The sequence below is a fragment of the Prevotella ihumii genome (assembly GCF_900155655.1).
GTDB lineage: Bacteria > Bacteroidota > Bacteroidia > Bacteroidales > Bacteroidaceae > Prevotella > Prevotella ihumii.
This window is the reverse complement of record NZ_LT706987.1, coordinates 1,662,946-1,677,295: the sequence shown is the minus strand read 5'-3', so window position 1 is coordinate 1,677,295 and position 14,350 is coordinate 1,662,946. Positions and strand designations below refer to the sequence as shown.

The following is a 14,350-nucleotide window of genomic DNA, read 5'->3' as shown; positions in this document are numbered from 1 at the left end:
AATAAAAAGAAATGACTAAAGAACAGTTTATTGCAGACATTCGTGCTGGTATTCCTGACACTTTGCCTGAACTTCAGGCTTACGACACCAACATCAACCACGCACCTAAGCGTAAGGAAATACTTACAGCAGAGGAAAAGAAGTTGGCTCTCCGCAACGCATTGCGTTATTTTCCAAAGAAATTCCACGCTACATTAGCACCTGAATTTGCTAATGAGCTTGAAACATACGGACGCATCTATATGTATCGCTTCCGCCCTACATACGAGATGTACGCACGCCCAATTGACGAGTATCCACACAACTCACAGCAGGCTGCTGCTATTATGATGATGATTCAGAACAACCTCGATAAGGCGGTTGCTCAGCATCCTCACGAATTGATAACATACGGTGGTAATGGCGCAGTGTTCCAAAACTGGGCACAGTATCGTTTGGTGATGAAGTACTTGAGCGAGATGACTGACGAACAAACACTCGTAATGTACTCTGGTCATCCTCTTGGTCTTTTCCCATCACATAAGAACGCACCACGTGTGGTTGTTACCAATGGTATGGTTATCCCTAACTATTCTAAACCTGACGATTGGGAACGTTTCAACGCATTGGGTGTAAGCCAGTACGGTCAGATGACAGCTGGCTCTTATATGTATATCGGTCCTCAAGGCATCGTTCACGGAACTACTATTACCGTATTGAACGCAGCTCGTAAGGTAGGTGGCAACAATATGAAGCTCTTCGTTACAGCAGGTCTTGGTGGTATGTCGGGCGCACAGCCTAAGGCAGGTAACATTGCAGGTGTAGTAAGTGTAACTGCCGAAATCAATCCATTGGCAGCTCGCAAGCGTCACGAACAAGGTTGGGTGGACGAATTGCACGAAAACCTTGACGAATTGATACCTGCTATCCGCAAGGCAGTAGAAGAAAAGCGTGTTGTTTCTATGGCATACGTAGGCAACGTTGTAGACCTTTGGGAACGTTTGGCTGAAGAGAATATCCGTGTTGACCTCGGTTCTGACCAAACTTCACTTCACAACCCTTGGGCTGGTGGTTACTACCCAGTAGGTTTGTCATTGGAAGAAAGCAATCGTATGATGGCAGAAGAGCCTGAACTGTTCAAGGAAAAGGTACAAGCTTCTTTACGTCGTCAGGTTGCAGCTATCAACAAGCTCACAGCCAACGGTATGTACTTCTTCGACTATGGTAACGCATTCCTTTTGGAATCAAGCCGTGCAGGTGCTGATATTATGGGCGAAAACGGTAAGTTCCGTTATCCTTCATACGTTCAGGACATTATGGGTCCTATGTTCTTCGACTATGGTTTCGGTCCTTTCCGTTGGGTATGTACATCTGGCGATCCTAAGGATTTGGAAGCAACAGACCGCATTGCAGCACAGGTACTTGAAGACTTGCGCAAGGTTTCTACACCTGACATCGTTGGTCAGATGGACGACAACATTCATTGGATTAAGGAAGCAGGTAAGAACAAGCTCGTTGTGGGTTCACAGGCTCGTATCCTTTATGCAGATTCAGAAGGTCGTACAAAGATTGCTTTGGCATTCAACGAAGCTATCAAACGTGGCGAAATTAGCCGTCCTGTAGTACTTGGTCGTGACCACCACGACGTATCAGGTACCGACTCTCCATTCCGTGAAACAAGTAACATCTACGATGGTTCACAATTCTGTGCTGATATGGCAGTTCAGAACGTTATTGGTGACTCTTTCCGTGGTGCAACTTGGGTGTCTATCCACAATGGTGGCGGCGTAGGCTGGGGAGAAGTTATGAACGGTGGTTTCGGTATGGTAATCGATGGTAGCGAGGACTCAGAACGCCATATCCGCCAAATGCTCCTTTGGGACGTAAACAATGGTATCTCACGCCGTAGCTGGGCACGCAACGAAGGTTCTATGGACGCTATCAAGCGTGAAATGGAACGTACTCCAGGACTTTGCGTAACCTTGCCAAACCTTGTTGATGACAACATTATCAACGAAGCATACAAGTAATTAACAATATCACAGATAGAGCCAAAAAGGTTCTGTCTGTGATTTTTTTTATTATAAACAAGTTAACTTTTAAGACACAATTATGAAACATAAGATAAGTGCAGAACACCTCTCTATTGAAAGAATTGGTGAAATTATCAACAACAATATTAAGCTTGAACTTTCTGATGACGCTCGTAATCGCATCGTTCGTTGCCGTGAGTACTTGGATAAGAAGATTGAAACATCAGACAAGCCTATCTATGGCGTTACTACTGGTTTCGGTTCATTGTGCAAGATTTCTATCGACAAACAACAGCTCTCTGACCTTCAGAAGAACTTGATGATGTCTCACGCTTGTGGTGTGGGCGACAGAGTGCCTAACGAAATTGTGAAGATTATGTTGTTGCTCAAGATTCAGTCTTTGAGCTATGGCTTCTCTGGTTGCCAGTTGGTAACTGTTGAACGCTTGATCGACTTCTTCAACAACGATATTTACCCAGTAGTTTATATGCAGGGTTCACTCGGTGCATCAGGCGACCTTGTACCATTGGCTCACCTATGTTTGCCACTCTTAGGTATCGGTAGTGTGGAAATGAACGGTGAGGTTATTTCTGGCGAAGAGATGTTGAAGAAGATGAACTGGCAGCCTATCCAGCTCGTATCTAAGGAAGGTCTTGCACTTCTCAACGGTACACAAAATATGAACTCATTTGCAGTTTGGTGTATGCTTCAGGCAGAACGTTTGAGCGAGTGGGCAGACAAGATTGGTACAATGTCATTGGAAGCTTACGATGGTCGTATCGAACCATTTACACACGCTGTACACGCTGTTCGTCCTCACCAAGGACAGATTGAAACCGCTGCACGTATCCGTGAATTGCTCGAAGGCAGCGAACTCATCAAGCAACCTAAGGTAAACGTACAAGACCCTTACTCTTTCCGTTGTATGCCACAGGTTCACGGTGCATCTAAGGATACTATCCGCTACGTGAAATCTGTAATCGACATCGAAGTGAATGCAGCTACTGACAACCCAACAGTTTGTCCTGACGAAGACTTGGTTATCTCTGCAGGTAATTTCCACGGCGAACCAATCGCACAGCCAATGGACTTCCTTGCTATTGCACTTTGCGAACTCAGCAACATCTCCGAACGTCGTATTTACAAGCTCGTATCTGGCACACGCGACCTTCCAAGCTTCTTGGTAGCTAAACCAGGTGTCAACAGCGGCTTTATGATACCTCAATACACTGCAGCTTCTATCGTAAGCCAAAGCAAGATGTATTGTACACCAGCTTCTGCCGATAGTATTCCTTCTTCACAGGGTCAGGAAGACCACGTAAGTATGGGTGCTAACGCAGCTACAAAGCTCTATCAAGTAGTATTGAACACAGAACGTGTACTTGCTATCGAGCTCTTCAATGCAGCACAGGCACTTGAGTTCCGTCGCCCATTGAAGTCATCTCCAGCAATCGAAGCTATTTTTGAGGCTTACCGCAAGGTTGTACCATTCGTTGAAAACGACCAGTTTATGGCACCTCATATTGCTAAGTCTGTAGAATTCCTCCGCAAGTAATGAAACTTTTAATCACAAATATTGGCATACTCGCAGGCGTCGGGCACGATGGTAAACGATGCTTGCGAGGGGCTGAAATGTCTCAGCTCAACACCATAGAGAACGCTTATCTCTATGTAGAGGGTGGTCGTATCGTAGCGTACGGTTCACGTGTTGATATGCCACAGGTAGACAGAAACACATTAGTGGTAGATGCTGAAGGTGGCACAGTTATGCCATCGTTCTGCGACTCTCACACACACGTGGTTTATGCAGGCAGCCGTGAAGGCGAGTTTGTAGACAAGATACGTGGTTTGAGCTATGCTGAAATCGCTAAACGTGGTGGTGGTATCCTCAACTCTGCAGACCGTCTGCACGAACTCTCAGAAGACGAACTCTACGAGCAAGCTATGAAGCGAGTAGACGAAGTCATTCGCAAGGGTACGGGTGCAATGGAAATCAAGAGCGGATATGGTCTCAACCTTGAAGACGAGCTAAAGATGTTGCGTGTTATTCGCCGCATTAAGCAAACAGCTCCTGTAAAGGTAGTTGCCAACTTCCTCGGTGCGCACGCTGTAGGTCGTGAGTATACTGGCAGACAGAGCCAATACGTTGACCACATCATCAACGATATGCTTCCTACCGTAGCCAAAGAAGAACTTGCCGACTTTATAGACGTATTCTGCGATGAAGGTTTCTTCACCCCTGACGAGACTCGTCGCTTGCTCCAAGCAGGTGCTAAGTATGGTCTTCGTGGTAAAATACACGGTGAAGAACTCGCTGTCTCCGGTGGTGTAGAGGTAGGTGTGGAATGTAACGCACTCTCTGTTGACCACCTTGAGGCAATGGACGACCACGATATAGAACTCTTAAAAGATGCCGAAACAATACCAACCGCACTTCCAGGTACATCATTCTTCCTCAATATGCCATTCGCACCGGGACGAAAGATGATTGATTCAGGACTTGCTATGGCTATTGCTTCCGACTACAACCCAGGTTCTACGCCATCGGGCGATATGAAGTTTGCCGTTTCGTTAGCTTGTATTAAGATGCGTCTGATGCCTGCCGAAGCCATCAATGCTGCAACCTTGAACTCAGCTTGCGCAATGGGATTGAGCGAAGAATATGGTTCTATCACCGTAGGTAAGGTAGCCAACTTCTACATTACCGACCCAATTCCTTCTATCGATTTTATCCCTTACGCATACACCACACCTATTATTCGCCGAGTATTCCTCAAAGGCGAAGAATATAAGGGTTTATAATTCCCTCTCTCTAACAATACAAATGCAGCCCCATTGCCAATAACGCAGTGGGGCTGTATTGTTTTCTTTACATCTCTATCTCCAATTCTTTTTACCGATTTGGGTTAAAGATGTAGAATAGCACAAAGTTATGAAGAATGAGGAAAAGAAAACGCACAAAACTGCTAAAAGAAAGAAAAGGAAAGGTTATATATAAGGTAAAAATTGTATCTTTGTAGTTCAAAAGACAGCTTCCAACAGCTTGTTGGAACGTAATAAGGTGATGAAGATACAGGAAATTAACGAACTATATGCCGTCTTGCCACAGGGCGGTGCTTTGATGAAAACAATAGAAGAAAAGGCGGTACGCACGGTTTTTCTTCAGGGATTATTGGCTTCTGCCACACCTCTGTTTTTTGCTTCGATAGCAGAACGATGGCAAAAAACGATGCTTTTCGTCCTCAACGATAACGATGAGGCAGGTTATTTCTACAACGACTTGAAAACCATTGCGATGCCCGAAGGTGGCGAAGGAGAAGTGGCAGAGGTGCTATTCTTCCCATCGTCATATCGCCGAGCTGTAAAGTATGGTCAGCGTGACGCAGGTAACGAAATTCTCCGTACTGAGGTATTGTCGCGCCTATCAACAGTTGGCGAAGGCGAAAAGAAGTCTGCCCTACCCCTTTGCATCGTTACCGAACCTTCGGCATTGGCAGAATTGGTGGTAGCCAAGCACAAGTTGGACGAGCGAACCTTGTCGGTAAACGTGGGTGCAACGATGGACTTAACCGAAATAGAAAAGACTTTGCGTTCGTATGGTTTCCAACAAGTGGACTATGTGTACGAACCCGGGCAATTTGCCGTTCGTGGCAGCATTCTTGATGTCTATTCTTTTTCGAGCGAACTACCTTACCGCATCGACTTTTTCGGCAACGATGTAGACACCATTCGCACCTTTGAGGTGGAAACACAATTGTCCAAGGACAAGAAAGAGAAGGTGGAAATAGTACCCGAATTGGCAACTTTAGCAGAAGAAAAAGTACCCTTTTTGCAATTTCTGCCTAAAGATACCATCCTGATAATGAAAGACTTGCTGTATATTCACGACACCATTGAGCGAATATACAAAGAGGGATTTACTGCCCAAGCCTTAACCGAGCAATTGGAAGGTAAGACCGAGGCAGAACAAAACGAACTACGCAAACAATTGCAAGCCAATCTTCAGCTCATCACCGCACACCAGTTCACCGAAGATGCTGTAAACTTTAAGCGCATAGAGTTTGGGGCTAATCGTGCCAATGAGGCAAATTCGCAAGCTACGATACGCTTTAATATTTCGCCTCAACCGCTGTTTCACAAGAATTTCGATCTGCTGACACAATCGTTAAAAGACTATTTATTACAGGGCTACAAGCTGTATATTCTTGCCGACAGTGAGAAACAAACAGCACGACTGCGCGACATATTCGACTCGATGGAGACAGACAGCACAGCCGAAACTACCTCCGTGGCAGACAATATCCCCTTTATGCCTGTAAACAGAACCCTACACGAGGGCTTTGTAGACAACGATTTAAAGGTATGTTTCTTTACCGACCATCAGATATTCGACCGCTTCCATAAGTATAGCCTCAAGTCGGACAAGGCTCGCCAAGGCAAGATGGCACTCACAATGAAGGAGTTGCAAGAGATGGAACCTGGCGATTTCCTTGTACACGTAGACTTTGGTATTGGCAAGTTTGCAGGTTTGGTGCGTGTTCCTACAGGCGAGTCATATCAAGAGATGATACGTTTGGTTTATCAGCATAACGATATTGTAGACGTTTCTATTCATTCGCTCTACAAAATCAGCAAGTATCGCCGTGGCGACAGTGCCGATGGTGCGCCTCGACTGTCAGTTCTCGGTTCTGGGGCGTGGGACAGACTGAAAGAAAAGGCTAAGAAACGCATCAAAGACATTGCACGCGACTTGATAAAACTTTATGCTAAGCGTCGACACGAAAAGGGTTTTGCCTTCTCGCCCGACTCGTTTATGCAACACGAATTAGAAGTTTCATTCCTCTATGAGGATACGCCCGACCAGCTGAAGGCTACGCAAGACTTGAAACAAGATATGGAAAGCAGTCGCCCGATGGACCGATTGATATGCGGTGATGTGGGCTTTGGCAAGACGGAAGTGGCTGTGAGGGCAGCATTTAAGGCAGCTACCGATGGAAAACAAGTGGCTGTGCTCGTGCCTACAACGGTGCTGGCATTTCAGCATTATCAAACTTTTAAGAAGCGTCTAAAGGATATGCCTGCACGTGTGGATTATCTTTCGCGTGCAAGAACCGCCAAGCAAACCAAGCAAGTGTTAGCCGACTTAGCCGAAGGAAAGATTGATATTCTTGTAGGAACGCATAAGCTCATTAGTAAGAGTGTGAAATGGAAAGATATAGGTTTGCTTATCATTGACGAGGAACAGAAATTTGGCGTGTCTACCAAGGAGAAATTGCGCCAGCTAAAAAGCAATATCGACACCCTTACGATGTCGGCAACACCTATTCCACGTACCTTACAATTCTCGCTGATGGGAGCAAGGGATATGAGCATTATGCGTACGCCTCCACCAAACCGATACCCCATTCAGACAGAAATAAGTTCGTTCTCCTCTGAAGTAATTGCTGATGCCATCAACTTTGAGATGAGCCGCAACGGACAAGTGTTCTTCGTGAACGACCGCATAGCCAACTTGCCCGAACTGGCAAACCTTATCAAGAAATACATACCCGATTGTCGTGTTGCTATCGGTCACGGGCAGATGAAACCTGAAGAGTTGGAAGAAATCATCATAGGGTTTATGAACCACGACTACGATGTGCTGCTCTCTACCACTATTGTAGAAAATGGTATCGACATATCCAATGCCAACACTATTATTATCAACGATGCGCACAAGTTCGGTCTGTCGGATCTTCACCAGATGCGTGGACGTGTGGGACGTTCTAACAAGAAAGCCTTTTGTTACCTTCTTGCACCGCCATTGGCAGCCCTCAATCCTGATGCACGTCGACGACTGGAGGCGTTGGAAACCTTCTCCGACCTTGGAAGTGGGTTCAATCTCGCTATGCAGGACCTTGATATTCGTGGTGCGGGCAATCTTCTTGGAGCTGAACAAAGTGGATTTATGGAAGACTTGGGCTATGAAACGTATCAGAAAATATTAAATCAAGCCGTAACCGAGCTCAAGAATGACGAGTTTCAAGACCTTTATGCGGAGGAAATGGCAGAGGGTAAAGAGCTTACAGGCGATGACTTCATTGACGATTGCGCTGTGGAAAGCGACCTTGAAATGTACTTTCCCGACACCTATGTACCCGGTAGTTCGGAACGAATGTTACTCTATCGTGAACTTGATAACATAGAAAACGATGCCGACCTTGATGCTTATCGTAAAAGATTGGAAGACCGTTTCGGTCCTGTACCTCGCCAAGGTATCGAACTTATGCAGGTAGTAGCACTCCGCAGAGTGGGCAAACGATTGGGCTGTGAGAAGCTTATCTTGAAGCAAGGTACACTCCAAATGCAATTCATCTCTAACGAGCAAAGCCCTTACTACAAGAGTCAAGCCTTTGGCAAGGTGATTTCGTACCTCACCAAACAAACTCGCCGCTGCAATCTGAAAGAGAAAAACGGCAAACGCTCAATGGTTATCAGTCAAGTAAAAAGCGTTGGCGATGCCGTATTTGTGCTGAGGGATATAGAGAAAGGATAACCCCAAAACGGTCGTTAGACCAGTTTAGTTGTCCCTTCAATTATTATTGAAACTTATGAGATGTCTTTTTGCCTTATTTTGGCTTTATTTTGCCTATATCTGTAGTCACATAGCCCGCTATGCTCCTTTGATATATGCAAAATAAATCACAAAATAAGCTCAAAAAATACATTCTCATTCTAACGACCGATTTGGGATAAATATTGGAATAAATCTTAGAAATCAATTACTTAACTCTCTTTCTAAGTTGATTTATTCTGACATCATTGTGATTTCAATTCTACGATTTGAATTTAATATATCTTTTGCTATTTGCTGTATATCTTGAGGAGTTAAAGCCTTTACAAGCGCTTCATAATTGGTGTAGAAATCAACACTATGGCGCAAATGGTTGTAAATGACATAATCCCAATATCCATTCGTGATAATACTCTGTTGATAAGCCTTTAGCAAGTATTTTTTTACTTTATCCATACTTTCCAACAAAGGCCCATTCTTAGCAATATGCTCAATTTGCTTGTAAATGATAGGCATTAACATTTCGTATTTTGCAGGGTCGGTACGAAAACTTATTTTCACAAGAGCACTTGGTTCGGAAGTCTTGTCAAGTTGGCTTTGTACACCCACTCCATAAGTTCCTCCTTTTTCTTCACGCACAGAGTCGGTATAAGCAATGGTCAGTACACGCTTAAAGACGTCAATGGCAAGGTCGGTCTTAGCCGTAAATGGCTCATCAAAAGTATAAAAGACATTTACTAATGTTGAGGGTGTATTCATTTTCTTTTTAAAGAGGTGCGTTTCGTTTACGTTGCGCACATTAGGATAAGAGCCTTTTACAACTTCCTTTCTACCTTTTGCAGGCAATGTTGCGATATATTGGCAAAGCAAGGGGCGTAATGCTGCCATATCTATATTACCTACCAATATCATTTTGAAGCCAGTTGCATCACTAAAGCGTTCATTATAAATTTCCCAAATTCGTTCGTAAGAAACATTATCAAGATTGCTTCGCTTTAAAGGTTGCAAACGTGGGTGATTGCCATAAAGAATGGCAGAAACAGAATCGTTATAAGCCACCTGCGGATTAGCCTCACGATTTTTCAGAAATGAGCGCATTGTTTCTATATTTCCTTTAAACTTCTCAGCATCTTTGCGAGGCTCAGTAAAGTAAAGATAGGTAAGCTGCAACATTGTTTTCAAATCCTTTGCTGAAGAGCCACCATTAATGGCTTGTGTTTCATTGCCGATACTTGGACTTACACGAACCGTTTTTCCTGTAAGCATTCTATCCAACTGTACTTTATTAAAGTGTCCTACACCAGCATCTGTGATAGCACTTGAAATCATTGAGAAGTTTATGGCATCCTTATCAGCGTAAAGTGATGTTCCACCTTCTCCAAAGAAACGCATACTTACTTCATCTTTAGCAAAGTCGGTATTCTTTATATATACCTCAACACCATTGCTCAAGACGAGCTTCTTTACTCCAAACTTGTCCCAATCCAACTCGCGTAGTATCTTACCTTTTTTAGGCAATTTAGCAATAAGTTCTGCCTGTATATTTTCCTCTTTATAAGGTTTGTATTGTTTTGCCTGTGCATCAAGTACATATTTTTCAAATGTAGCTTCATCGGCTATTGGAAAATCAGCTTTATCAGGCGCATAAACTGTCAATACTTGATTCTTATTCGAAATAAGTTCAGCAACCTCTTTGTTTACCTCTGCCAATGTTACATTCTTATCAAACTCTTTCGTCAATTGGAAATCATATTCAGCAGAAGTAATAGGTTCGTTATTTAAAAAGTTTTGTAAAGCCAATTTAACAAGAAAACGATTGCGTCGGTCGTTACGCCCTATATAACGACGTTCAGCTGCTTTTAAGAGCTTTACTTTAGCTCGGCTTAGTTCACTCGCTGTAAAACCATATTGACGAGCACGCTCTACTTCACCGATGGCAGCATCAAACGAACCTTTTACATTTTCTTGCAAACAACCAAATGATAAGGAGAAAGCGTCCTTAGTCTTTGAAACTAAGAATTGTCCAACACCCACTGAAGCACTATGGAAAGGTGCGATAGGTTGCTTCTTTATATCGCCCAAACGACCATTGAGCATATTTGTAATAAGCGAAACTATATAACTTTTACGTACCGTTGCAACAAGTGGCTTTTCGATATCAGGAGTAGCTTCTTGCTTCATATAAAGGTTTACAAGCATTATGGGTTGTTCGCTGTCTTTGTCGATAGCTACCACCATTTTATCGTTGTCGGGTACAGGATAATAAACTCTTTCAGCAGGATTTCTCGGTTTTTGAACATCGGCAAAAACATTAATAATCTTCTGCTCCATCTTGTCTACATCAATATCACCAACAACAATAATAGCCTGTAAATCGGGGCGATACCATTTCTGATAATAATCACGTAGGTCTTGATAAGGGAAATTATCTACAATATCCATTGAACCAATGGGCAAGCAGTCTACATACTTCGTACCTCTATAAACAACGGGCATTACACGCTCCATCATACGTTGCACAGCCATTCCTGCACGACGTGTACGCCATTCTTCATGAATAACTCCACGTTCTTTGTCTATTTCATCTTCATTAAGCAATAAGAAATGACTCCAATCATGTAATATAAGTAAAGTAGAATCAATAATTCCTTCACGCTTTATAGGCACTGCTGATACATTGTAAACAGTTTGGTCCACACTTGTATAAGCATTGAGGTTAGTACCAAACTTCACACCTATGGTTTCACACCAAGGTACAATACCCAATGAATTTCCTTTTCCTTGGAAATGTTTTGTACCATTGAATGCCATATGTTCCAAAAAGTGGGCTAATCCACGTTGGCGAGGTTCTTCAAGAATAGAACCTACACGTTGTGCAATGAAGAAGTCGGCTAACCCAGGTTCTTTCGCATTGTGCTTTATATAATAAGTTAGCCCATTTTTTAATTTTCCTATTTTGTAAGATTTATCAGTTTCTACCTTTTGTGCAGCCACAGAAAGTGGCAAAAGGAGCATAACAAGACACTTTGTAAAAAGTTTATTCATAATATTTCAATTATAGTAAACCTCCTCCAACTGCATTGTTGGAGGAGGTAAAAAGAATTTATTTTACAGTTGGTGTAGCTTTTGGTGTAAAGTCTTCTGTTGAATTGTTGGTGTCAACATACTTTCCGTTCTGCATTTTACGTACAACAGCTTTACCAACGCCTGTTGCGTCCTTAGTATTTGCTATGCAATAAGTATAGCCTTTGTCCATAGAAATAGGCAAAATATTCCAGTCGTGCGGGTTATCCTGCATATCAATATTGACAGCATCAATAATCCAAGAACTTGGTAAGAAATAAGCCTTTTGGGTAATCAACTTACCATTTATTTCATTATGATACTGAGCTTCGTAATAATTGTGCTTCAAAAACGCTTTTTTTGTTCCTTGAATTTTACCAATTGCATATGCCTTGTTGCCTTGCATATTCAATACAAGAATCGAAGCTGAACTACAAAAAATACGTTCAAGATCTCTTACACCTGGATTTTGTTCGTCTTTATAATTGTTAGTTGAGACATCATAAAACTCAAAATCAGCCTTGCTCAAATCAAAAGAATTAGGATTAACTGTCTTGTGATTTTTTGCATTCAATGCTAAAAGCAAACTTGCTCCTGGCTTTACAGGAACATCATCACCATCACCAGGAATCATATAAACAGCATCGGCTGCAAAGCCTTCGTTTCTATAATCTTTTAGATAATTATGCTTATTTCCATTTATAAATACCGATTGCATAATAACCAATCCATCGGCATATAATATTTCGTTTGTATTGTTAGCAATCTTTATGTATTGATCTGCTATATATTGTTTTCCTTGAGGAGTTTTTGTACCACGGAAGAAAACTTCTGAAATAACAAAACCTTCTTTACCTGTGAAAACATGTAGTAAAAGACTAATCGAGTTTTTATTCATATCCTCTACTAATTGCACATTATCATTAGTAGCTTTCACGTCGGTAGTGATTTCTTTTCCACCAGACTGGTATTTTAATTTTCCTTGTGCAATAACGCCATAAGTTCCTACAGGAATATCTTTCACCACTGCTTTATAGCCTTTTTCTGTTTTTTCAAACTCTTTAATGGTGTAGGTGTAAGTACACCCCCATTTGTTTACAAGCAACACCACACCGTCTGTCAAAGTATTTTCACCAATATTAATAGGTGTTTCAAGGTTTATCACTACCGATGTTTTTGTTTCTGGCACATCGTTCTTGTCTTCTGAACAAGAAACAAATGCAAAACACATAGCTAAGAGCATACTAATGCTCATCAAAATTTTCTTTTTCATTTTCTCTTAATTTATTGTTACTAATTTAATTTTCTTAAAATACAAAACCTAATGTAATCTTAACGCCCAATCGTTTTGTATGTGCATCATTGGCTATCATACCTCCTGAAAGTTCAGCAAATACGCCATAGCGTGAATCGCTCAATTTATAATCAGTACGAAGATGAGCTTTCACTTCTACACAACTGCCTTTTTGTTGCGCAAAGTTGTGATTTACATACTGGACGAAATAGGGTTCCATATCTGCATAAGGCATTGTAATATTGGCTTTTGTCCGTCCTAAATAAGTTGCTGTAAAATCGCCATCAAGCCACCATCTTTTACTTAGAGGCCGTAATATCTGCATTGTTATTTCTCCAAAGATGTGTGAAAAATTCATTTCTCTATATGAATATATATACTTTGATTGATTAGAAATAAGACCAACTTTCGTTCCAATACTCCATTCAATCTTCTTACGACTAATATAATTTGCTTCAACGCAAGTCTTCGTCTCATAGTGTTTATACATGGTAAGGTTGGCTATCACAGGATAAACTCCTGCCACAGCATCGCCTGCAACGTGTTCTATGCCGTGTTGACTCAATATCTTATAATGTCCCAAAAGCGTAAAGACATGCTGTATTCCCTGCCAACGATACCCCACAGATATTGAAGCTTTATTGTTGGAAAGCGTAGTTAAAGGTAGCGAATTGTACTCAGCAGATATTCGTTCATAACTTTGCTTTTCAAATGTTGCATTAGCAAAGATGCCATAATTTGCAAGTGGTATCATAAAAATCGAAGTTGCTATGCCTTTGCCTTTATAGTTCACATCTGTATTCGCACCTGAAAATCGTTTGTAGTATGTACCTAATCCCGTAAAGATATATTCAGTAGCACCTCCTAATTCATTATATATATCTACATCGTTCGATTGCTTATAAATATTTCCTTGCAAGGCTACTCCAAAGCGATAAGAAGCTACTGGGTAAGTTGCACCTACTTTCAGTTTCAAATCAGAAACTACTCCTTTCATACGTGGGTCTTTTCGTCTCCATTCTTGTTCGGCACGGAATTGTAATTCCGTACCTACATCCCAACGTCCCACTTTTGTAGTATATCCACCTGAAAATTGATACCTTTCTCGTTCAGTATCACCTCCTACGGTATCTGCAAGCAAATAAGGCGCAAGCAAGTCATAGTCTGTTGTAGAATTCCAACGTATTCCTGTGGTTTGCCCTGTGAGATATGCTGCACTACCCCAGACCGTGGTATACTTTGAGAGTCGAATATACGATGTTGCCATAGCTTCAATAGATTTATGTCCCTTTCCTTTCTCAAGTATAAACGGAACGTTAGCATTTTCTCTATCGGCAGTGAGTGAGAGCTCCGAATGGTTAAATCGAAAAGCACGTCCATAAGAAGCTGGATTACTCCAAGTTTCTTTCTCTATAATGCGTGCCATTG

7 protein-coding genes are annotated in these 14,350 nt (G+C 42.1%); 4 read left to right on the top strand and 3 right to left on the bottom strand.

Features of this window, described 5'->3' with window-relative positions:
• Positions 1-11: 11 nt before the first annotated feature.
• The 4 genes from CZ367_RS07600 (at position 12) to mfd (ending at position 8,547) form a co-directional block, all read left to right on the top strand.
• Positions 12-2,009, top strand: a complete 1,998-nt coding sequence (locus CZ367_RS07600; protein WP_077196378.1) for a urocanate hydratase — start codon at positions 12-14, stop codon at positions 2,007-2,009.
• 82 nt (positions 2,010-2,091) lie between these two features.
• Positions 2,092-3,567 carry a histidine ammonia-lyase gene (gene hutH, locus CZ367_RS07595; protein ID WP_077196377.1) on the top strand — a complete coding sequence of 492 codons (1,476 nt, stop codon included), beginning with the start codon at positions 2,092-2,094 and terminating at the stop codon, positions 3,565-3,567.
• Positions 3,567-4,814 carry an imidazolonepropionase gene (gene hutI / locus CZ367_RS07590; protein ID WP_077196376.1) on the top strand — a complete coding sequence of 416 codons (1,248 nt, stop codon included), beginning with the start codon at positions 3,567-3,569 and terminating at the stop codon, positions 4,812-4,814. Before hutH ends, hutI begins: the two co-directional genes overlap by 1 nt.
• 262 nt (positions 4,815-5,076) lie before the next feature.
• The gene (mfd, locus tag CZ367_RS07585; RefSeq protein ID WP_077197397.1) at positions 5,077-8,547 is read left to right on the top strand and encodes a transcription-repair coupling factor; all 3,471 of its coding nucleotides are present in this window, start codon (positions 5,077-5,079) and stop codon (positions 8,545-8,547) included.
• Positions 8,548-8,799: 252 nt separating this feature from the next.
• Here the strand turns inward: mfd and CZ367_RS07580 are convergent, their stop codons facing one another.
• From CZ367_RS07580 to CZ367_RS07570, 3 genes are read right to left on the bottom strand one after another with little or no spacing between them, the layout of a single operon-like run.
• Positions 8,800-11,610 (bottom strand): M16 family metallopeptidase, encoded by a 2,811-nt coding sequence (locus tag CZ367_RS07580; RefSeq protein WP_077196375.1) that lies wholly within the window; start codon positions 11,608-11,610, stop codon positions 8,800-8,802.
• Between the two features lie 58 nt (positions 11,611-11,668).
• Positions 11,669-12,901 (bottom strand): DUF4876 domain-containing protein, encoded by a 1,233-nt coding sequence (locus tag CZ367_RS07575; RefSeq protein WP_077196374.1) that lies wholly within the window; start codon positions 12,899-12,901, stop codon positions 11,669-11,671.
• Positions 12,902-12,935: 34 nt separating this feature from the next.
• Positions 12,936-14,348, bottom strand: a complete 1,413-nt coding sequence (locus CZ367_RS07570; protein WP_237581591.1) for a DUF6850 family outer membrane beta-barrel protein — start codon at positions 14,346-14,348, stop codon at positions 12,936-12,938.
• Positions 14,349-14,350: the final 2 nt, after the last annotated feature.

Bases quoted from the DNA above. Each gene is read 5' to 3' on its own strand.
- CZ367_RS07600 (WP_077196378.1), top strand. From the start codon at position 12: ATGACTAAAGAACAGTTTATTGCAGACATTCGTGCTGGTATTCCTGAC.
- hutH (WP_077196377.1), top strand. From the start codon at position 2,092: ATGAAACATAAGATAAGTGCAGAACACCTCTCTATTGAAAGAATTGGT.
- hutI (WP_077196376.1), top strand. From the start codon at position 3,567: ATGAAACTTTTAATCACAAATATTGGCATACTCGCAGGCGTCGGGCAC.
- mfd (WP_077197397.1), top strand. From the start codon at position 5,077: ATGAAGATACAGGAAATTAACGAACTATATGCCGTCTTGCCACAGGGC.
- CZ367_RS07580 (WP_077196375.1), bottom strand. From the start codon at position 11,610: ATGAATAAACTTTTTACAAAGTGTCTTGTTATGCTCCTTTTGCCACTT.
- CZ367_RS07575 (WP_077196374.1), bottom strand. From the start codon at position 12,901: ATGAAAAAGAAAATTTTGATGAGCATTAGTATGCTCTTAGCTATGTGT.
- CZ367_RS07570 (WP_237581591.1), bottom strand. From the start codon at position 14,348: ATGGCACGCATTATAGAGAAAGAAACTTGGAGTAATCCAGCTTCTTAT.